General features: G+C 38.8%; 19 protein-coding genes and 1 riboswitch. Of the genes, 2 read left to right on the top strand and 17 right to left on the bottom strand.

Annotated elements, in window-relative coordinates; all coding sequences use genetic code 11:
• Positions 1-16: 16 nt before the first annotated feature.
• From P0092_RS06035 to P0092_RS05955, 17 genes are all read right to left on the bottom strand, one after another.
• The gene (locus tag P0092_RS06035; RefSeq protein ID WP_004617136.1) at positions 17-3,838 is read right to left on the bottom strand and encodes an S-layer homology domain-containing protein; all 3,822 of its coding nucleotides are present in this window, start codon (positions 3,836-3,838) and stop codon (positions 17-19) included.
• A gap of 72 nt (positions 3,839-3,910) precedes the next feature.
• Positions 3,911-4,729, bottom strand: a complete 819-nt coding sequence (locus P0092_RS06030; RefSeq protein WP_004617134.1) for a DUF4430 domain-containing protein — start codon at positions 4,727-4,729, stop codon at positions 3,911-3,913.
• An 85-nt stretch (positions 4,730-4,814) separates the two neighbouring features.
• Complete coding sequence (locus P0092_RS06025) at positions 4,815-5,138, bottom strand: homing endonuclease associated repeat-containing protein (RefSeq protein WP_004617133.1); 324 nt, start codon at positions 5,136-5,138, stop codon at positions 4,815-4,817.
• 195 nt (positions 5,139-5,333) lie between these two features.
• Complete coding sequence (locus P0092_RS06020) at positions 5,334-5,504, bottom strand: DUF2292 domain-containing protein (RefSeq protein WP_004617132.1); 171 nt, start codon at positions 5,502-5,504, stop codon at positions 5,334-5,336.
• A gap of 30 nt (positions 5,505-5,534) precedes the next feature.
• Positions 5,535-5,731: riboswitch (cobalamin riboswitch) on the bottom strand.
• A gap of 125 nt (positions 5,732-5,856) precedes the next feature.
• Positions 5,857-8,292, bottom strand: coding sequence for a homocysteine S-methyltransferase family protein (locus tag P0092_RS06015; RefSeq protein ID WP_004617131.1), 2,436 nt, complete (start codon positions 8,290-8,292; stop codon positions 5,857-5,859).
• Complete coding sequence (locus P0092_RS06010) at positions 8,292-8,945, bottom strand: hypothetical protein (RefSeq protein ID WP_004617130.1); 654 nt, start codon at positions 8,943-8,945, stop codon at positions 8,292-8,294. The genes P0092_RS06015 and P0092_RS06010 overlap by 1 nt, the downstream gene beginning before the upstream one ends.
• 294 nt (positions 8,946-9,239) lie before the next feature.
• On the bottom strand, positions 9,240-10,031 hold the full coding sequence (locus P0092_RS06005) for an energy-coupling factor ABC transporter ATP-binding protein (RefSeq protein WP_004617129.1): 792 nt from the start codon (positions 10,029-10,031) through the stop codon (positions 9,240-9,242).
• Between the two features lie 50 nt (positions 10,032-10,081).
• On the bottom strand, positions 10,082-10,903 hold the full coding sequence (locus tag P0092_RS06000) for an energy-coupling factor transporter transmembrane component T (protein ID WP_004617128.1): 822 nt from the start codon (positions 10,901-10,903) through the stop codon (positions 10,082-10,084).
• A complete protein-coding gene (cbiM, locus tag P0092_RS05995) occupies positions 10,896-11,897 on the bottom strand; it encodes a cobalt transporter CbiM (RefSeq protein WP_004617127.1) in 1,002 nt (333 codons plus the stop codon). Before cbiM ends, P0092_RS06000 begins: the two co-directional genes overlap by 8 nt.
• Before the next feature lie 217 nt (positions 11,898-12,114).
• A complete protein-coding gene (locus P0092_RS05990; RefSeq protein ID WP_004617126.1) occupies positions 12,115-12,276 on the bottom strand; it encodes a hypothetical protein in 162 nt (53 codons plus the stop codon).
• Positions 12,277-12,282: 6 nt separating this feature from the next.
• The gene (locus P0092_RS05985) at positions 12,283-12,885 is read right to left on the bottom strand and encodes an ABC transporter ATP-binding protein (protein ID WP_004617124.1); all 603 of its coding nucleotides are present in this window, start codon (positions 12,883-12,885) and stop codon (positions 12,283-12,285) included.
• Positions 12,875-13,810, bottom strand: coding sequence for an oligopeptide/dipeptide ABC transporter ATP-binding protein (locus P0092_RS05980; protein WP_004617122.1), 936 nt, complete (start codon positions 13,808-13,810; stop codon positions 12,875-12,877). The genes P0092_RS05985 and P0092_RS05980 overlap by 11 nt, the downstream gene beginning before the upstream one ends.
• A gap of 9 nt (positions 13,811-13,819) precedes the next feature.
• Complete coding sequence (locus P0092_RS05975) at positions 13,820-14,686, bottom strand: ABC transporter permease (RefSeq protein WP_004617120.1); 867 nt, start codon at positions 14,684-14,686, stop codon at positions 13,820-13,822.
• Positions 14,686-15,678, bottom strand: a complete 993-nt coding sequence (locus P0092_RS05970; RefSeq protein WP_004617118.1) for an ABC transporter permease — start codon at positions 15,676-15,678, stop codon at positions 14,686-14,688. The genes P0092_RS05975 and P0092_RS05970 overlap by 1 nt, the downstream gene beginning before the upstream one ends.
• Before the next feature lie 38 nt (positions 15,679-15,716).
• On the bottom strand, positions 15,717-17,315 hold the full coding sequence (locus P0092_RS05965) for an ABC transporter substrate-binding protein (RefSeq protein ID WP_004617116.1): 1,599 nt from the start codon (positions 17,313-17,315) through the stop codon (positions 15,717-15,719).
• A gap of 442 nt (positions 17,316-17,757) precedes the next feature.
• A complete protein-coding gene (feoB, locus tag P0092_RS05960; protein WP_004617111.1) occupies positions 17,758-19,764 on the bottom strand; it encodes a ferrous iron transport protein B in 2,007 nt (668 codons plus the stop codon).
• A gap of 6 nt (positions 19,765-19,770) precedes the next feature.
• Positions 19,771-20,007: a FeoA family protein gene (locus P0092_RS05955; protein WP_004617108.1), complete on the bottom strand. Its 237-nt coding sequence runs from the start codon at positions 20,005-20,007 to the stop codon at positions 19,771-19,773.
• A 273-nt stretch (positions 20,008-20,280) separates the two neighbouring features.
• Here P0092_RS05955 and P0092_RS05950 point away from each other — a divergent pair, with 273 nt between their 5' ends.
• A complete protein-coding gene (locus P0092_RS05950) occupies positions 20,281-20,493 on the top strand; it encodes a FeoA family protein (protein WP_004617106.1) in 213 nt (70 codons plus the stop codon).
• Positions 20,494-20,525: 32 nt separating this feature from the next.
• Positions 20,526-20,747 (top strand): FeoA family protein, encoded by a 222-nt coding sequence (locus tag P0092_RS05945; RefSeq protein ID WP_004617105.1) that lies wholly within the window; start codon positions 20,526-20,528, stop codon positions 20,745-20,747.
• The last annotated feature ends 43 nt before the right edge of the window (positions 20,748-20,790 follow it).

The raw sequence follows: 20,790 nt of genomic DNA, 5'->3' as shown, positions 1-20,790 counted from the left end.
CCCCGGTTATTCAAAATTACTTTTTTACATCAACCATGTCGTAAAGGGACTTTTGACCGTTAGAAAAACGCTCATAGGCAACAAGTGCATACATTCCCTGGTCAGTAGCCATGGGGTCAAGTTCTCCTTTTAAAGTATGTTTGAAGCCTCCACCCTCTGCATAGAATGCCAGTAAAGCAGTCAGCGTGTCATTACCGTTTTTTATAAACCTTTTGTCCTTTTTGGGGTCTATGTTCAGTGAAGTAAGAGCTACTATAACTTGAGAAAGACTTTCACTGCTTGCCTCATTACTCCATGTGCTTATATAGCTGCCATCCTTTTGCTGTGCAGCTGACAGGAAACTAAGTGCTCTTTGGACAGCCGCCGCAACCTTCTCATTATCACGGTATCCGGAAAGTGCTTGCAGAGCCATAGCCGTAATATCTGTATCAGCAGGAGCCTCTGAAGTCAATGACCAGCCGCCACCTTTGATTTCCTTTGATAATATGTATTCAACCAGTTTCTCTCTGGTAGTTTGTACTGCAACCTCCTTGTCAACAGGTATTTGATAACCCTTACTGTCAAGAGCAATTAATGCCCAAACAGGCCCATTCAGCCCTTGCTTTAATAGGGTATTGAAGTCAGCCAGAGGTTTTGTCAGGTCATAGCCGTAAACCTTGGTAACATCCTTTCCGATTGAGCCCAGTGCCAGAATCACCCTGTCATATTCAGTGTATTTTGTATTGTGCAGCTTTCCGGATGTTTCTTTAAGCTTCTTTTCTACATTTGAGTAATACTTAGCATAGTAGCTGTCAGGTACCTTGATACCCGAACGGGCAAGGGACAAAACTGTCCACTCGCCCCCTATACTGCCGACAGCAGGGTTTGAAACTGTTTTTTGCATCAAAGCCCCGGTTTCTTCAATATACTTCTTTACTTCTGCTTTCTGGCTGTATTCACCATTTCTATACTCATATACCTTCAAGGCAACTACTGCTGCCATTTCTCTTGTTGCTAACCCTTTTGGATTAAATTGTCCCTTATCTCCCACCAATAATCCAAGTGCTGTAACTGTTTCAACGTCCTCTTTAAAGCAGGCAGTTACTTCATTAATATCTTTTATCGCAGTAGTCGGCTTGATTGGCTTAACTCCTAATGCTTTGATAATGATTGCTGCCATTTGCTCCCGGGTAATTTTTTCATTTGGGTTAAATTTATTACCGCTTCCCGAAACAATTCCGGCTTTATATGCGGCATTAACATACGGATAAAACCAATTTTCCTCATTGACATCATTGAACTTGATTACATTTTTAGCCTTAATATCCAGTCCAAGAACAGAAACCATTATCTTTGTAAATTCAGCTCTTGTAATGTTAGCCTTAGGGTTAAAATTGCCCTTATTTCCTCCTGCAAAACCTTTCTGTGCAGCAAATCCGACTGCTTTATATGCCCATGAAGAGACAGAATCTGCGTCCTTATAGATTTTATTCAAATCAATGTTATCGGTTTTTGTTTTTTCTTCTGCTTCTTTATTTTGTGTTTTATCCTTTTGGGAAGTATCAGTGGTCTTTTCTCCTGAAGTTGTTGTTCCTCCCGGATTTTCCCACTTGCCTAAGTCCTCTCCCAAATCTGCACCTAAATTTGTAGTATATCTCCATTGAAGCGTATCTCCTGCTTTAAGGACATATTTAGTTGCACCATAATCAGGATACCATCCATTAACATTGTACATCCACCCACTGCCGCTGCCGTGGTCAAATTCTCCGTCACCGTCTATTGACTGTATATACACGCTTCCATATGCTTCCGTCCATCTGTATTTACAGCTTATGTTCCGTTTATCTAATTCTCTTTTTAATAATGTCCATGCCGTGTCTCCTGATTGAAGTTCCACTTGTACAGGTGAAATGACATTACCCTTATTAATGGTAAGCTTGTCCACTGACAATGTTATATATTTCTTTGTTTCACCATTATCCGGAGCTTTAACAGCACTTGCCGAGTAAGCAATATAGTCAGTAAAGTGCTTTGTTTTTACAATCAAATCACTTCCGCTGTCATAGGCATACTCACTTTTATCTCCGGCCAATCCTGCGGAATCACTTTCATATTTTTGAATAGGGTGAATTTTTCCGCTTTGAATATATGCAGCTTCCTTCCCCTGCATTCCTTTGAAGGTCAAAGCAACATAACCGTCAAATTCTATTCCTGCACTATCTCCCATTGTAAAAGCCTGAAGGATTGAATCAAGCTTCTTCCCTGACGGGATAATATCATTAACTTTATTCTTTATATCATTATTGGCAGTATCTTTTGATGTTATCAGCTCAATTTGTGATGTATTTCCGGAGGTTACCTTTATTCCTTTTGGAAACAAAGCCGTAACATTTCCCTTGACTGCAACTATTTCAGGCAGGCTGCTGTTTAAAGGTAAATCAGCCAAAACCTTTGAGGACTTGCTATCAGGGATTTCTACAGTAATTTCCCTGCTACCGTCCTCCGAGGTTATGTTAACTTTATAATCATCATTATCTGAAGGGATTTCAACTTTAGGCTTATCTCCGTCCGGAATTTCCTGTGTTTTTGGATTATAAACTATTGCAAAACTCTTCTCACTTTTATTCTCTGATGAATCTGACGCACTAACGGTTATTGTATTTAAGCCCTCGTTTAAGTCAACCTTGTAGGTTCCGTTTATTCCTTCAACCTCATTGTTGCCAAGCTTGACAACAGGCACAACGGGCCCGTCAACCGTATCGCTTGCACCTGCCGTAAAGGTCAGTACAGATGCATTAACAGATTTATCCGACAAATCGGTTGATATCTCCGGTGCTGTAATATCAATGGGTTCAAGAACTTTTTCTGTAAAATCATATATGCTTTTCTCGCCATTCAGCTGTCTTAGATATTCATCCAATGCATAGGTAGCCTGTTCTGTAGCCATTGAAAGGCTTCCTGCATTACTTTTTTGCCAGTTAAAAGTACCATCCTCATTTTGCAGGCTCAAAATAAAGCTTATAAGATTTCCCTTTGCCTTGGTAAATTGTTCTGATTGGGGGTCTTTTCCGTTAAAACACAACCCCATCAATACCTGCGCAGCCGTATTTACATTATTCTCCGCAGACCAGGCTCCGGCCCCAAAGCCTCCATCCTCGCCTTGTCTTTCTGCCCATGCTGTAACAACCTTGTCTACGGCTGTTTTAACTTCAGGGTTCACGTTATAGTATTTTCCCAATGCAGTTAAAACAAAACCAACTCCATCTTCTCCCCCTGTGGGATTTGCCAGTGTAATAAGCTTATTAATAATATCATCTCTTGTAAAACCTGCGTCGGCCGGAATTTCATAGTTAACCGCATCCAAAGCCAAAAGCCCGAAAGGTGTAGTATAAATGCCTCCCTCGGTATTAACATTTTTCATATCTCTCAAATTACACAATTCTGCCAGAAGGTTTTTTCCGTTGATATTTGTGGGGTCTCCGCCTGCTGCAAGAATTCCAAGAATATACTTTCCATATTGTCCTGAATTTGCTGCCGGCAGGTCTCCTCCATTAATATCATTCAAATAAGAGACGGGAACTTTTTTGCCAAGCCCATTAATGGCTATTGCCATCCAGTGTTTCTGATAGTTGAAGCCGGAGTCATCAAACTTTTCAATGAGTTTGTCCGTTGCTTTATCTAATGCTTCTGCAATTGTTTGCCTTGTAACAGGAAAAGTATCTTTTTGATTAGTATTTATCTCCGTAAAGTTAACTTTAAAATCAGACGGATTGTCGTATGCGAACACAGAATTTATTCCCGTGAAGGAACTCATTAATATGCAAAGTAAAAGTACTAATGAACTAATTTTTTTAAACATTTTGCCCTCCTAAACTAATATATATTCAAAATTTTACTGCTCCCCATTGGCCAGTCGTTTAAGTCTTAATTTTTATGGTACATTATTAATAGTTACACTTTTACTCCAAGAGTGGACATATTGCAGTCCGGTGTTTAAAGCTCCCGTAGTAAAAAACTTGTTATCTACATATAAATAGCATGGGGTATTCTCAGTTACCTGAGGCACATTTATTGATACATTACCATTTGTGCCTGTAGTACCGCTTGCCATAAGCGCACCATCTGAGGCTCTTACAAGCTTAACAGTTGCCCCTGAAAGGTCGTTAAAGCCTGTAAGTATCCAATTATATATATCCGTAAATTTCTGAGCCTTTACATTTACATTAAAAGAACTCCCCTCATTATATGAGGATTGTATACTTGTGTAGTTGCTCATACAGGTATAGAAAGACTCCGCCGGAATTGCATAATACCAGGTCATTTTATCACCATTCTGCATTGTATAAGCTCCACAGCTATAGGAAGGAAGTTCATCGGTTGTAGGAGAAGCCCCCCTCCATACCCTGAACATCCAGCCCGAATAATAGGATGAATTAGGTGTAAAATATGCTTCTGTCTGACCTCCGATACTGGATACATATGTACTCGCACCGCTTCCTAATGCAATATGGCTTATAGCTTTATCGCCGCAAGCCTTATTCAGCGCATCGTATGCTGTAAAGCCAGTTGAATCGTTAAGTGTTACCTGATATTCATTTAAAATTGAGCCGCCGTTTCCACCTGCACTGTAGCCCTGAATTCTAACTGTTACAGTTATTGGATCTGCTGCAAATGCTATTCCTGTAAGCATTGTGCAAATAATAGCCGCCATCATAACCAGACATAATATTTTTTTGAAATTTTTTCTCACTGTTCTACCTCCATTAGTTTTCTTAACCGGCCAATGGTTCATCGCAATCAACATTACACCACGTAGGTACGTTTGTTATCCAGAGTTACTCTGGTTCTATTTCTTCAAGCAGTTTTTTTCGAACAGGCTTGATTCCTGCATCCTCCAGAATTCTCGGCCATTTTCCCAGACGGGACTTGATATACCCGAAAGCCGGAACCTCTGACTTTTTTGGCACCCTGCCAAGCTCGTCAGCAATGTCACGAAGGTACTGATAAAGCTGCTCATCACTTTTCTTCTTATAAAGCTTAATATATTCTCTGCATAAGTCTTTTTGCCGTCCGGCTAGTTCTAAATCCCTGCTTTCTGACTTTAAAGACTCTTGAGATTGGATTTTCTGACTGCAATTTTCTGCCTTCAGATATATCACTCCCTTTTACAAAAAATCTTCCACGGAGCAATAAAAAAAACACTACCTCTTTTTTTGTGAGGTAATGCTTCCGTTTTTCGATCAGCACCGTGCAGTTGTCGACATTTCTGCATTCGCTATCCCATTTTCAAATTAATAAATATGGTATAAAGCGCAAAATAACATATGAATTTTAAGATAATAATCCGTCAACTTCTAAAGCTTAATTGACTTTGTGAGTTCTTCAATCCGTACAGGCTGATTACCCTGTACAATAATTTTAACTTCACCATAGTCAATCCCCCGAAGAATCCTTACAAGCTTTTTTTCCTTTTCAGACAGCTTACCATTCGGATTATCCTTTTTCAGGCTCATGGAATCAACCAATTAAGTACACCCCCTATCGTTCGTAGAGTCTATGGTACAAAATAACAGGCAGGTCTTCTGGCTCAAGCATCATTATTCCTTTCACCTTCCCGTTTCCAGTGGTACTTTGAAAGAAACTCCTCTTTTACAGCGGCGGGACCGCGTGGGATTTTAAACCCAACTTCCCTTTTCACCGGTTCATGTTCAGTATTTTCAACACAACCGACACCTGTTTTTCATATTTAGTTTTTACATATTTAGTTTCTCACATATAGTTTCTAATATCAACTATATAATATTACGTGCAATTTGTCATGTAAATTTTATCTTTTTTGATATTTTTTACTAATAGATGTAGTATAGGTTCATATAATTAATTACATTCTGCAGCTTGTTTAATTGAAAGTTTTTTTGCAAGCTTTACTGCCTCATAGGCATCTTTCGAATATCCGTCTGCTCCAATGGTTTTTGCATAATCGTCATCTACTACTGCTCCGCCAATCATAAACTTACAGCCTACATTTTTCTCTTTTGCAAGTTTAATCACTTCCTCCATTTCTACCATTGTGGTAGTCATTAAGGCAGAAAGACCTACTATATGAGCCTTTAATTTCTTCGCTTCGTCTATAATTCTCTCTGCACTTACGTCCTTTCCAAGGTCATGTACTTTGAAACCATAGTTTCGAAGCATTAATCCGACTATGTTTTTCCCTATATCATGAATATCTCCTTTTACTGTAGCTATAACAACAACAATATCTTCTTTCTCTTCTTTTTCACCTTTTTGTTTTAGCAGAGGCTCTAAAAATGTAAAGCCGGACTTCATTGTTTCAGCACTTTGAATAAGCTGAGGGAGAAAATATTTCTTTTCATCAAATAGCTTTCCTACCTGATTAATTGCAGGAATCAAATATATATCAACAATATCCTGAGGTGGTGTTTTTTCTGCTATTGCCTTTTCTATAAGCTTATCAATACCTTCATTGTCACCATTTAAAACTGCGTCAAAAATTTTGTCACAGGTTTTTTTCTCAGCTTCCTTTTTTTCATTTCCATCCTTAACAGGCTTATCCATGCTGCTAAAATATGAAATGTAATTTCTGCTGTTTACGTCATTTGTCATAATAACATCACAGGCCATTTTAATGCACATAAGCAAATCACTGGAGGGATTTGCAATTGCCATTGTAAGTCCCTTAGCAATAGCCATTGACAAAAATGCGGCGTTCACCCAACCTCTTTCAGGCAAACCGAAAGATACATTGGAAAGTCCCACAATGGTTCCACATCCGAATTCCTCTCTGCACCATTGTATAAGCTTCAAGGTTTCCAGTGCTGCCTCCTGATTTGAGGAAACAGTCATAACAAGTCCGTCTACCACAATATCACTTTTTTTATAGCCATAATCAGAAGCCTGATTGAACACCTCTTGAACTATAACCTGTCTCTGTATAGCCTTTTCGGGAACTCCCTCATCATTTAACGGAAGGAGTATGAACATTGCCCCATATTTTGCGGCTACCGGCAATAATTTATCAAGTTTTACTTTTTCCTGAGATATTGAATTTATAAGAGCACGTCCGGGATAGATTCGTAATGCAGCCTCAAGCACCTCAGGAGATGAAGAATCCAGACACAACGGAGCATCACAAACACTCCCCAGCAGTCTTACTGTATTTAGCATTACTTCCTTCTCATCTATGCCGGGCATACCTACATTTACATCCAGAATATCAGCACCTTTTTCCATCTGTTCAAGTGCAAATCTTCTTATTTCGTTAGTTGAGCCTTCCTTTAGCTCTGCCTGCAGTTTTTTCTTACCAGTTGGGTTAATCCTCTCTCCAACAATTGCAACAGGTTTATTAATACCAAAAAACACCGTTTTGGCGGATGATGTTATTGCACTATATTCACTATACTCAAAATGTCGTGGTTTTAAATCTCCGCAGTTCCGGTAAAGCTCCTTTATATACTCCGGCGAAGTTCCGCAGCAACCCCCAATGATATTTACACCTGCTTGTATAAAGTTTTCTGCAAAAGAGCCAAACTCTTCAGGGCCCATGTCAAAAACAGTTACATTATTCACAAGCTTTGGCAGGCCTGCATTTGGTTTAGCCATAAGAGGTACTCTGGCGTATGGTTTCATTCTGGTTATTATTTCCACCATATGTTCAGGCCCTGTAGAGCAATTACAGCCCACTGCATCAGCACCAAGACTTTGAAGAGTTATTAGGGCAGTAACCGGGTCAGTCCCCGTAAGTGTCCTCATACTTTCGTCAAAACTCATGCTTACACACACAGGTAAGTCACAGCTCTCTTTGACAGCTAATAGGGCAGCTCTGGCTTCCTGTATATCCAACATTGTCTCTATAACAAATAAGTCAACTCCCCCTGCCAGCAGCCCCTGTACCTGTTCCTTATATATGTCCACACATGCTTCAAAAGACATATCACCAAGAGGCTTAATAAATCTTCCCGTGGAAGCTAAATCACCTGCAACCAGACATTTTCCTGCTGCTGTTTCTTTGGAAAGCTGTGCAAGCCTCTGATTAATTTCAAAGGTTCTTTCGCCCAGCCCGAACTCCTCAAGTTTTACCCTGTTTCCACCAAAGGTACAAGTATAAATTATGTTTGAGCCTGCATCTATATAAGCCTTCTGAATTTCCTTTATTGCATTAGGGTTTTCTATCACCCACTGTTCAGGACAAACACCTGTGGGCATTCCTCTTTTTTGGAGTTCAGTCCCGGTGGCACCATCAAGTATTTGTATTTTTTGTGAAACAAGTTTTTTAAATTGCACTTTATCCATTATATATTCAATTCTCCTTTATCCTCTACTCCGGCAATGGCAATAACCGATTTTTCAGGAATAAGCATAAACTTTTCGGTAAGCGCCATATTGAGCCTGAAAAGCTCCAGAGCTTCAAAAATATCTTTCTGATATAAAAGCGGCAAATCCCCAAAACCTGGACTGTATCTATGTTTAGTTAGTTTTTTACCTTCTCTTATAAGCATTTTGTTCAGCATCTGAACAAGCCAGTCAAGTGCAGCATCTGCAGTTTGGGATGCAACCGAGTCAAGAATCAGTCCCGCTGATGCATTGCCTTTTTCTATTTCAGTAAAAACTTTTTTTGATACTTCATGTCCTACAGTGGCTGCCATAAGAATAACGCTGTGACTATCTTTTAAAAGCTTTGACAGACTTTCACTCATTAAGCTAATGTTGTTGTCCAGCACAACTCCGGATACGCTCTTTTCCTTTATAGGTATATTTATATAAGCTCCCGACGGTTGACAAAGATAAGTTCCCTGTTTAATACAGTCCTCTATTAAGGATAAGTCACTTGCCTTTAGCTCAGTAACACCGTTCCGATAGCCCAGTCTTGATAATATCCTGTCTTTATTCGGAACAGCAGGAATATTCTCAAAGTATTTAATTTTACTTTTTAAAGTCTCATCCAATTTGCAGCCCACTCCATTAGATAAATTTTAATTATTACCTGTTATAATTACCACTGAGCAAATAATATCTTATTACAGGATTATTTACTATTTATTTCAATTATACCTGTGTTTCATATATTTGTCAGCCATGCTGTTTCTTTAACTCATAAAATAAATCCTATCTGCTAAAAGTATTTTACCCTAGCATTGTACTTATTACAAAAAGATATTAAAAAAGAGCCTAAGCTTCAAGTCATTTATGCCGACCTATAGCTTACCCTCTTTATTTAAATAACTTCCATATGCCAAGCCTTATAAGCTGTGATTATGAATATGGAAATGCCTGTGGTCTTTCCCGTCGTGACTGTGATAATATTCATCAACAAGATTTACACTTTTTAACAAATCAATATTCTCCAAAAGTTCAGCGGTTGGCATATCTGCCGCTATTTTATGATTTTCATCAAATAATATGGCTCTGGACGAAATTTCCTGTACAAGTTCAAGATTATGAGTTGATGTAATTAATGTTTTGCCTGCTTTATTCAGCTTTACAAGGAATTCTACCAGCCATCTCTGAGTTCTTGGGTCAAGGCCGTTCATGGGTTCATCCAGTACAAGTACTTCCGGATTCAGTGACAGCACACAAGCAACAGCAACCTTTCGCTTTTCTCCTCCGCTTAATTGATATGGTGGTCTGTGCTTAAAATCCTGAATATTCAATAAATCCAGACAATCATTGACCCTTTTGTCAGTTTCACTCTCGCTCAAGCCCATTTGTCGTGGGCCAAAGGCTATTTCATCATATACATCTGCACAAAAAAGCTGAGTGTCAGAGTTCTGAAATACAAAACCAATTTTCTGGTGAAAACTTTTTGCAAACTCTGCATCCTGAAGCTTTTTATGGGTTATTTCTTCAGAATTGAACCTGTAACTGCCTCTGTTAGGAGATATTATACCGTTGATAAGCTTTAATACAGTGGATTTACCGCTTCCGTTGGGGCCCATCAAGGCTATTGCTTCACCCTTTGTTATATTTAAGCTTATATCATTTAATGCCGGGATACCCGAATATGAATATGTTACCTTGGATAACTCAATCATTAGAATTTACCTCTCTGCTACTGGATATATACCAAACTGATTTATACATTTCATTTTATATAGAAAAATAGAAAAGCTATTATAGTATTAATTGCAATATATATAATATCATAAAAAGTGATTTTAAACCTTCTATTGACCTTGTATTCTCCGGTGAAGCCCCTGCACTCCATAGCACTGTACATATCTTCGGACATTTCTTTTGATTTAATGAACATTATCCCCACAATTCCCGATAATGCCGTGTATTTGCTGCTGTTTTTACCTACTGACCTGAGTTTTAACGCATATAGCATATTCAGTGAAAATTCTCCCAAAAGAAGAATATATTTTATTGTTATATCCAAAACCAGTATAAATATGTCCGGTATGAAAAAAGCCTTCAGTGCGTTAGTGATATTGTTCCATTTCGTTGAGTGTGAAATAATATTAACAGCCATAACTGTTGCAAAAACTTTGGGAGTAATCATTTTTATGCTGTAATAGTTTCCCCAAAAAGCTGCCGGCAATAGTATTACAAATGTAAATGCAGCAACAACAAAACCAGCCTTCAGAATTTTAATAATATCTTCCGCCCTCATCATGCTTAATACTGACAGAAGATATACGTTTACAATTACTATAAATGTGAAGCTGCGTGATAGTGATAAAAATAATATAAGAAAAAAAGTTAATGCGACTTTCAAAACTGCACTTACTTTGAGCGTTTCTTTATTATATCCCCCTTGACTTCTGATTCTTGAAATCAGGCTCAACAAAGACAGGATACTTTTGTTTATAAAAGTATCCTTATCAGATTTAGGTACATATACATTTTCAGTTAATAACCATTCAGGCATATTTCCGCCTGCTAAGTCCTGTGTATTATTCATTATTGCTCCCGGGTTTGCTTTTCTTAATACTACCTATAATTTTAAACAAAATAATCAAGATTGCAACACCTGCTACAGCAGATAAAATATATCCGGCAATCTCAGGCAGCCCACCTATAGTATAGTCTGGCATAATTGACTCAAAATTAAACCCGTTTTTCATTCCCTCAGGTACAAATCCAAGGGATTTTCCTCCGGTTAATACATCCTTTATTTCGTCCGCACCCCATTCACCCCAAGCTGTTCCCGTAGCAAGAAGTCCAAGGGGCGTAAGGCAGATTAATGCAATTATCAAGCCATAAATAGCTTTTGTCTTTTTTTTAGCTCCTTCATATATTGTACCGGGAGATACCTTCTTAATGAATGCAAATATTACAACAGTAAATAAGGCTTCCACTATACCGGCAACCAGCAGATGGGGTATTGTCATTGCAGGTATTGAAACTCCTAAAGCATACGGGCTGTACAAAGGCTGACCTGCCGGATTTTTGAATAATACCGGCTGTATGCCAAATTCTATTGCCGCACATAAAGCCGCAATATTTATACCAAAATATGAAGCAAGTATAATTCCGATATACTCGCCTTTTTCCGACTTTACCCTGTCTTTAATGAATTTATAAATAAAATAACCGATAAATGGAAGCACAAAGGCCATATTAAAACAATTTGCACCAAAGGCGAGTATTCCTCCATCGCCAAACATTAATGCCTGAATAAGCAATGCGACTGTAACCGAAATACAGGCTGAAAATGGTCCCAGCAGTATGGCAATCAAGGTTCCTCCTACTGCATGACCTGTTGTTCCTCCGGGGAGCGGTACATTAAACATCATCATTAGAAATGAAAAAGCTGCTCCTATTCCCAACAATGGTATTTTTACTTTTGATACTTCCTCTTTCACCTTCTTTACTGCTATTGTCCACACCGGAACCATAGCTGCCCCCATAGCCGCACAGGTTGACGGACTTAAATAATTATCCGGAATATGCATAGTAAAACCACCCTTTCAATAAACAGTGAATTTCGAAAAAATTAAACCCAAAAAAGAGCTAGTTCTTTAGCTTCTTTTTTGGGTTCATCCCAAGGTTTATAATAACAAAACACAAATATATTAATCATTCAAAAGTCTTCATGACTTTATTTACTAGATTAATATATCATAACGCCAAAATTTAAGTCAATAAAATTTTATAGGCATTACGACTTTTTTAATGGTGCTCATGCTCTTCAATTGCATGCTGTAACAACTTATACAATTCTGCTACCGACTTAACTTTTTCTTCGGTTGTCATGCTTTCAAAGAACTTCTCATTACTGACAGCTGCGACAACAATTTCAGTTATCAAACTGTCGCTGTTAGGTCCGCACATACGCGCTCACCTCCTTCCTAAATCAATTACTCTCTCACAAGTTTTGGCAACTAAAGCTTGTTCATGGCTTATAACAACTACACCAATATTATTTTCTCCGGCATAATTAAGAACAATTCTCCATATCTGTGCCTGTGTAATTGCATCGAGCATTGTAGTCATCTCATCGGCAATTATAAATTTGGTCTTTTGATTTAATACACGAAGTACACAGAACCTTTGAAGTTCTCCCCCGGATAATTCTGTAGGCCATCTGTTCAGCCATCCTTCTTTAATTCCCATAGCATCCATTAATTCTTTGGAGGGTTCACCTGACTCACTAAGGATTTTGCTCATTTTCCACAAGGGATTTACAGCTCTCTCAGGATGCTGGAAAATCAATTGTACAGGATTGTAATCTCTTTTTTTGCGTTGGCAGCCTTCCAATATAACCTTTCCGCTTTGAGGCTTTTCATATCCTGCCAGAATTTTTGCAAGAGTGGTTTTTCCATAACCGCTGGGTGCTACCAAGCCCACGATTTCGCCACTCTCAACATAAAAATCAACATCCTTTAGAATATTTTTTTCCTTGTTATATTTAAAATTTATTTTCTCTGCTCTAAGTCGCATAAAAGCATCTTACCTTTCCACCTCGGATTTCCTGAAAATCCGGTTTTTCTTCGCCGCACCTTACTCCTTTTTTCTGGCATCTGTCCCAAAAAAGGCAGCAGTTTGGAAGCTCGTTGGGCAAGGGCTGAGAACCTTCCAACGGCACAAACTCATTATTTGGCAACGCTCTGTTCAATGCCTTTGTGTAGGGGTGTCTCAGCTTTTCTCCTGTTCTGTCAAAATCAGATACGCTTGCAACTTCCAGAGTTGTCCCTGCATAAAAAATTGCAATACTGTCTGCAATTTTAAGAGCTGCCTGTATATCATGAGTAATCATAAGTATTGCACAGCCCTTATCAGCAAACTCTCTGAAATCCTTTAGAACTTCACTTAATGCCTCTTCATCAAGCCCCGGTGTCGGTTCATCTGCAATAATTACTTTTGCATCAGAGGCCAGTGCCGTAGACAGCAGCACTTTTCTGACCATTCCTCCCGATAATTGAAAAGGATAATAGCTTTCAACTTTCTTTCCAAGTCCATATTTACTGAATAAATTTGAAACAATACTATCTTTCTTTTTCTTATCCGCTACAGATATACCTACCTGTTTTCCTACCTGCTGTAATGGGTCCAGGTAGTTTACAGATTGTGGTATGAGAACTATTTCTTTACCCCGTAACTTTTTCTGTTCTTCTTTAGTCAGAAGCTTGCCTTTATAGGTTATTTCCCCTTCTGTAACGGCATTGTCCGGCAAAATATCAAGTATGGCATGAGCCAGCAGGCTTTTCCCCGAACCGCTGGAACCGACTACTGCCAATATTTTGCCCTGGTACAATTCTATATCAAGATTAGTTATTACCTTTAAATTTTGTCTTCGAAGTCCCTTTGTATATTGTGAAAAAGACACTCCCAGATTGCTTACCTGCAAAATCGGTTTTTTATCCATTTCATTCTCCTACTTGTACGCAGTCTTTGGATTTATCAGCTTTTCTATATTCTTGCCTATGCAGTCTACCATCATGGATATCAAAACCAAGCTAAGTCCCGGAAAAAACGCCAACCACCATTTTCCTGAGGTCAGATACTTCATTGATTCCGACAGTATGACACCTATTGCAGGTTCATGGGGAGGTAATCCGAAGCCTAAGAAGGTTATTGATGCTTCATGTAAAATTGCATGTGGAAACACCAAAACAATTCCAACCACAAGCTGTGGGATTACGTGTGGCAAAATATGTTCCTTGGCTATATAAAAACTGCTTTTGCCAAATTGTCTTGAAATCTTTGTATATTCAAGTTCCCTTATTTGCATTACTTCCGCCCTGATTACACGGGTCAGGGAAGTCCAGTGTGTAAGGGTAACTCCTATTACAATACCTTTTAGTCCTCCACCCACAGCTATTGAAATCAATATTACAACTAATGTATGAGGTACTGATAATACTAAGTCAATGAGCCACGAGATGACATAATCCACTTTGCCGCCCAACATTGGTCCTGCTACCCCCAGAAGCAACGCAATAAATCCGCTGCTTAGAGAGCATAACATACCAATTTTCATACTCAAACTTAATCCCTTTACTGTTCTAAGCAGCATATCTCTGCCTACCCAGTCAGTACCAAAAGGATGCTCCGTATTTGGCGAAGCAAATATGTTTCCTAAATTTACTCTCAGGGAGTCTGTATTTATCAGATTTCCTGCAATCAGCACCACTGCCAGGAGTATTCCAAAAGCAGCTGTGGATGCAATAATCCGTTCTCTTACTCCAAATGTTAACCGTGCCGACTTATCTGTAATTTCAATATTGTCTGTTCTTTCCATCAACCCCTCTGCGCCTCCCGGATTCTAGGATCAATTACTCTGTATAATAAATCTGCTATAGTATTGCCTGTATACACAAATAACAGGCTGATAATAACAATCCCCATAAGCAGTGGTAAATCACCCTTCAAACCAGCCTGAACCACGGCTCGTCCAAGTCCGGGATAAGAAAACACCTGTTCAACAAATATTGCTCCTCCGAACAATTCGCTAAAAGACAGAAATTGAAGAGTGATTGCAGGCAATGAAACATTTTTTACAACATGATTGAATATGATACTTTTCTTGTTCTCACCACGTGCTTTTGCAAATAATACATAATCCGTTGTAAATATCTCTATAACCTTCTGTCTTGTATGCATACATATATTAGATATTCCTATCAGGCTGAGTGTAAGGGCAGGTAAAATAATATGGCTGATTTTATCAGCTAAGCTTACATTCTTTGCAACAGTTCCAATTGGAACGCTTAATGCAACAGGAAACCATCCCAGTGAGACAGCAAATATCATAACGAATAATATTCCCAGCCAGAAAGTAGGCGTTGAGATTAATATATAGCAATAGGTATGAATAATCTTGTCTATTGTTTTTCCTTCATTTGCGCCTGCTACTATTCCCAGAACAAAACCCACAACCCCTGATAAAATCCAAGCTATACCCATTAGAGCAAGTGAAGACAAAAACTTTTGTCCTATCACCTCAAGAACAGGGCGTCTATAAATCATAGACGTTCCCCAGTCCCCCTGAAGTATTGACGAAAACCATGCCAAGAAGCGTTCAACAGGGGGCTTGTTCAGCCCCCAATGCTCTGCTATCAAGGCTCTTTGCTCTGCTCCTACTTTTGTACTTGCACCAACATAAGCTGTAACCGGATCTATGGGAGATAATTCCATAAGTATAAAGGTAACCAGACAAACCGCTACCAAAAGTGTAATGAATTTTATAATCTTTTTTGTCAGGAACCTTCCTATACTATTACTTTTTGCCACTTTTCTCCTCCTCTGTCCAAGCTGTCAGTAAATAACCTTTACTGCCATGACCACTCAGCTACATTATCGAATATTCTTCCTCCATGAGGCTGTACTGTTGGATTGCCAAAAGAAAAACCTTTAGCAGCAAGATATACGTGGTTTGCATTTGCAAGCCAGCAATAAGGAGCATCTTCCTTAGCTGAAGCCTTATATTGCAGTGCTTTCCAGTATGTAATAGCTTCTGCTTCATTTTTAGCAGCAAGTGCCTTGTCTATGTTTTCATTAACTACTGTATTGTCATAGCAGCCGGAATTATCCCAGGCTACTGAGCCTCCGGCAATTCCGCCGTAATAGAGGTTATACAATTCGGACGGATCACCTGAGCCGAAGCCATAGAATACCGCTTGCTGATGGATGTCAGGCAAAATAGTATCCCATGTGGTCTTTTTTAAATTAACTTGAATTCCTATTTCTTTTGCCACATTGACAAACTCAAGGGCCATTTCCTGTCTGTATACACCATCAGTATAAAGTAAATCAAAGGCTGCTTTCTTTCCGTCTTTTTCTGCTATGCCATCCTTATCGCTGTCTGACCAACCGCCTTCAGCCAGTATTTTTTTTGCGGCCTCCACATTGGCATATTCCTTAGCTGTTAACACAGTTTCCTCATTTAGCCACGGCATCTTTTCAAGTCCGGTTGTAGAAACGCTGCCATAGCCGTTCAACACGCCTTTTACTATTTTTTCTCTGTCAACCGCAGTATTAAGTGCTTTTCTGATAGAAATGTCACTGGTAACATTATTACCCATTACAGCACCGTCTTTTGCTTTCTTTCCCTCATTGGGTATCATGGGAAAGCAAATTCCATAACATTCAATGCTTGGTATATCAACTATTTGAGTGCCCTCAACGTTTTGTTTAGCCAAAGTACCATTTATTTGTGCTGCATCCACATCCCCATTTTTGACAGCTGCAAAAGCTGCATCTGTTTCCATGAACACCATTGTAAGCTTTTTGATTTTGGGAGTTTCTCCGTAATACTTATCGTTTGCTTCTACAATAACCTGTTGTCCCTTATCCCATTGTAGAAACTTGTATGGGCCCGAACCAACCGGATTGTCCTTGAAGCTGTCATCATGTGCATGTTTTGGTACTATTCCAAGGTAAGCAAGCCTCTCAAGAAAAGGTGAATAAGGTCTGGTTAATTTAAAGGCAACCGTCTTAGCATCAACTTCCTTAATGCTTTCAATCATAGTTAAATCAATATCAGCACCTGCTTTTTTAGCTGTTTCATATGTATAAACAACGTCCTCAGCTTTTACTGAAGTTCCGTCAGTAAACTTGGCAGCTCTGAGAGTAACCGTCCACGTCAGCTTGTCATCGGATACTTTGTATCCGGCAGCCAAATCGTTTTCCCATCCTAGCTTCTTGTCTCTTTTGAATAGTGTGGAAAAAAGCACCTTTGTTATCGAGCCATGCCCCCCCGTAGTGGAATCAAACCCCGACTCGGGCTCCGAACCTATCGCTACAACTATTTCGCTATTTTTAATTCTATTTTCTCTTGAAGATGTTTCTTTATTGCCACCACATGCTGAAAGCCCGGTAACAGTAATGGCACAAATAATTAATGCTGCTGCAAACTTTCTAAAGTTCATTTTGCTCTCCCTTTAAATTTTTTATTTTTGCACACAAAAAAGCCAAGAAATAATGAATATGCTTCTGCATAACTTCATACCTTCTTGGCATCTTTTCACTTTAGCTTTAAGCTAGTTTATATCTAACATCAAACATAATATTTTTTTAAGGCTCCTTGCCCGATTCCATATCTTCATGACATGTTCTGTTTGGTATATTACATGATTTTAACAAAAAAGTCAACCGAGGTATTTTTGGCAACCTTTCATTTAAGCACTCTTTTTTAATAGAGAAACTTTAACTTTTCTGTTTAACATTACATTTTTTACAACTTGAGCCACAACTTCCGCAGCATAGGCTTTTCCCCTGCTTCTTCAGAATTATCATATGACGAAAAGCAGCTACAAGCCATATTAATACTAATGCTATAAGTATATAATCCAGAAATTTCATAGACTCACCTCAAAAAATCAGACTGCACAGTTTATATATTATAAATGCTGCTCCCCAGGCAACACCGCATTGTAACACAACTATTGCAACCGTCTGAAGCCGTGAGTTCAGCTCTCTTCTGATTGCTGCTACAGCTGCAATACACGGTGTATACAGCAATGTAAATACCAAAAAGCTCACTGCCGTAAGTGGTGAAAATAATGAACTCAAAGTAGTGTTCAAGTTATCAATGGTTGTACCTGTTAATACGCTCATGGTACTTATAACTGCCTCTTTGGCAGTAAATCCCGTAATCAGTGCAGTAGAAACACGCCAGTCATCAAACCCCAAAGGAGTAAAAATCGGTGCAATCAGCTTTCCTACCATGGCAAGAAGACTGTTTGCGCTGTCTGAAACTACATTCAGCCTGCTGTCAAAGGTCTGTAAAAACCATATAATTACAGTTGCAATAAATATAACAGTAAATGCCTTCTGTATAAAGTCTCTTGCCTTATCCCACATTAGAAGCACTACACTCTTGGCAGAAGGGAAACGGTAATTCGGAAGTTCCATAACAAAAGGAACAGGTTTTCCACGAAATGCAGTTCTGTTGGAAATAAGTGCTACCAGAATTCCTGTTAATATACCGGTGACATAAAGTCCAATCATCACAAGTGCCTGATAACGGGCAAAAAAAGCAGCGGTAAATACTGCATATATTGGAATCTTAGCAGAACAGCTCATAAACGGTGTCAGCATTATAGTCATTTTTCTATCTCTGTCAGATGGCAGTGTTCGTGTTGCCATTACTGCCGGAACAGTGCACCCAAAACCAATAAGCATCGGTACAAAGCTTCTGCCTGACAAGCCTATTTTACGCATAAGCTTATCCATAACAAACGCTACTCGTGCCATATACCCCGTATCCTCAAGTATAGAGAGGAAGAAAAACAATGTAACAATCAGTGGCAGAAAACTCAAAACACTTCCCACTCCTGCAAATACTCCATCTATTACAAGACTATGAACTATGGGGTTTATGCCGTATTTGGTCAATCCGGCATCGACAATATCTGTCAGAGCAGTAATACCCAAAGCAAGAAGGTCGCTTAATGAAGCTCCGATTATATTGAAGGTAAGCCAGAAGATGGTGAACATAATTCCCAGAAAAATAGGGATAGCCAGGAATTTATTGGTTAGAACGTTATCTATCTTAACACTTCTGACATGTTCCTTGCTTTCCTTGCACTTTACAACTGTGTTTTCACACACTTTCTCAATAAAACTATATCTCATATCAGCAAGAGCAGCATTTCTGTCCATATCATGTTCAGTTTCCATCTCAACAATACTGTGCTCTATCATTTCAAGTTCATTTTGATTAAGTTCCAACTTTGAAATAATATCTGAATCGCCTTCAATTATTTTAGTTGCTGCAAATCTGGATGACATCCCACAGTTTTCTGCGTGATCTTCTACAAGATGCGATACGGCATGTATGCACCTGTGAACAGGACCTGACTCGCAAAAATCAATTTTGTTGGGGTATATCTTGTTTTTTGAAGTAGATATAATTTTGTCTATCAGTTCATCTATTCCTTCGTTTTTAGAAGCACTTATAGGCACAATTGGTATCCCCAGTTTACCTGACATTTTGCCGATATCAATTGTTCCTCCATTTCCTCGTACCTCATCCATCATGTTTAAGGCCAGTACCATAGGTATGCCCATTTCGATAAGCTGTAACGTCAGGTACAGATTTCGTTCAATATTAGTAGCGTCGACAATATTTATAATACCATCAGGTTTATTGTTAAGAATAAAATCCCGAGTTACGATTTCTTCGTTGGTATACGGACGAATAGAATATATCCCCGGTAAGTCCACCACTGATACGTTCTTTTGATTATGTATCTCGCCTACTTTTTGGTCCACAGTCACACCGGGGAAATTTCCGACATGCTGATTTGATCCTGTCAGCTGATTAAACAGAGTTGTTTTACCGCAGTTTTGATTTCCTACCAATGCAAATATCATATACCATCAGTCCTCCCCGACTAACTGCTTAACTTCAATCTTCTCAGCATCCTCCATACGAATTGTAAGAGTATAATCCCGAATCCGTATTTCTATAGGATCACCTAAAGGAGCAACCTTGGTTTTGACCACTTTGGTTTTAGGTATGATTCCCATATCAAGCAATCTGCAGCGTAAAACACCTTCACCACCGACTTTTGTTATAACCGCAGCCGTACCTGTAATTAACTTATTCAGTGTCATATATAGTAACCTCTTTTTTAATATATTAACAAACCAGTTAGGTTATGCTAACTTGCAAAGTTAGTATAACCTAACTGATAAAGATTGTCAATATCATTTTGGAATGATAAAAACTTAAAACTCATGCCACGGCGTTAAAATTTTAAATAAACCTATTGACAAATAAATCATAAAGCAGTATTCTATATTCGGTTAGCATCGACTAACCATTTTTTAAGTGCTTTAGTTAGTTGAAGCTAACTAAAGTAATAAGTGAATAAGAAAGGATGACATATGATGCCGTTAACATTAGCAAATGCCGGAGAAGAAAATTTGATAAAAAAAGTCGGCGGAAATCCTGAAGTAAAAAAACATCTTGAGAATCTTGGGTTTGTCCCTGGTGGGAATGTAACTATCATTTCTACCATTGGAGGAAATGTAATAGTTAATGTAAAGGAAGCTCGTGTAGCAATCAGTAAGGAAATGGCTTCTAAAATAATGATTTAGTTATCCGTATTTTATGTAAGGAGGATATAAATATGAAAACACTGAAACAGGCAAAGGTCGGAGAAACTCTTAAAGTTGTAAAGCTCCACGGTGAAGGTGCACTTAAACGTCGAATCATGGATATGGGTATTACCAAAGGTGTTGACGTTCATATTCGTAAGGTAGCACCTCTTGGAGATCCGGTTGAAATCAATGTTAGAGGGTACGAACTTTCCATCCGCAAATCCGATGCGGAAATGATTGAAGTTGAGTAAGTTTTTTAGGGTATACCCTATTTTTTTTGAAAACACGGTTAGC

It is taken from the genome of Ruminiclostridium papyrosolvens DSM 2782 (genome assembly GCF_029318685.1).
Classification (GTDB): domain Bacteria; phylum Bacillota; class Clostridia; order Acetivibrionales; family DSM-1351; genus Ruminiclostridium; species Ruminiclostridium papyrosolvens.
Note: the sequence above shows the minus strand (reverse complement) of the source record. Positions and strands in the feature narration are given on the sequence as shown.

Coding starts and splice junctions, on each gene's coding strand:
- P0092_RS06005 (WP_004617129.1), bottom strand. CDS start 10,031: ATGATTGAGTTATCCAAGGTAACATATTCATATTCGGGTATCCCGGCA.
- P0092_RS05955 (WP_004617108.1), bottom strand. CDS start 20,007: ATGACACTGAATAAGTTAATTACAGGTACGGCTGCGGTTATAACAAAA.
- P0092_RS06000 (WP_004617128.1), bottom strand. CDS start 10,903: ATGAATAATACACAGGACTTAGCAGGCGGAAATATGCCTGAATGGTTA.
- P0092_RS05990 (WP_004617126.1), bottom strand. CDS start 12,276: ATGTGCGGACCTAACAGCGACAGTTTGATAACTGAAATTGTTGTCGCA.
- P0092_RS06015 (WP_004617131.1), bottom strand. CDS start 8,292: ATGGATAAAGTGCAATTTAAAAAACTTGTTTCACAAAAAATACAAATA.
- P0092_RS05945 (WP_004617105.1), top strand. CDS start 20,526: ATGAAAACACTGAAACAGGCAAAGGTCGGAGAAACTCTTAAAGTTGTA.
- P0092_RS05975 (WP_004617120.1), bottom strand. CDS start 14,686: ATGGAAAGAACAGACAATATTGAAATTACAGATAAGTCGGCACGGTTA.
- P0092_RS05965 (WP_004617116.1), bottom strand. CDS start 17,315: ATGAACTTTAGAAAGTTTGCAGCAGCATTAATTATTTGTGCCATTACT.
- P0092_RS05980 (WP_004617122.1), bottom strand. CDS start 13,810: ATGGATAAAAAACCGATTTTGCAGGTAAGCAATCTGGGAGTGTCTTTT.
- P0092_RS05985 (WP_004617124.1), bottom strand. CDS start 12,885: ATGCGACTTAGAGCAGAGAAAATAAATTTTAAATATAACAAGGAAAAA.
- cbiM (WP_004617127.1), bottom strand. CDS start 11,897: ATGCATATTCCGGATAATTATTTAAGTCCGTCAACCTGTGCGGCTATG.
- feoB (WP_004617111.1), bottom strand. CDS start 19,764: ATGATATTTGCATTGGTAGGAAATCAAAACTGCGGTAAAACAACTCTG.
- P0092_RS06035 (WP_004617136.1), bottom strand. CDS start 3,838: ATGTTTAAAAAAATTAGTTCATTAGTACTTTTACTTTGCATATTAATG.
- P0092_RS05950 (WP_004617106.1), top strand. CDS start 20,281: ATGATGCCGTTAACATTAGCAAATGCCGGAGAAGAAAATTTGATAAAA.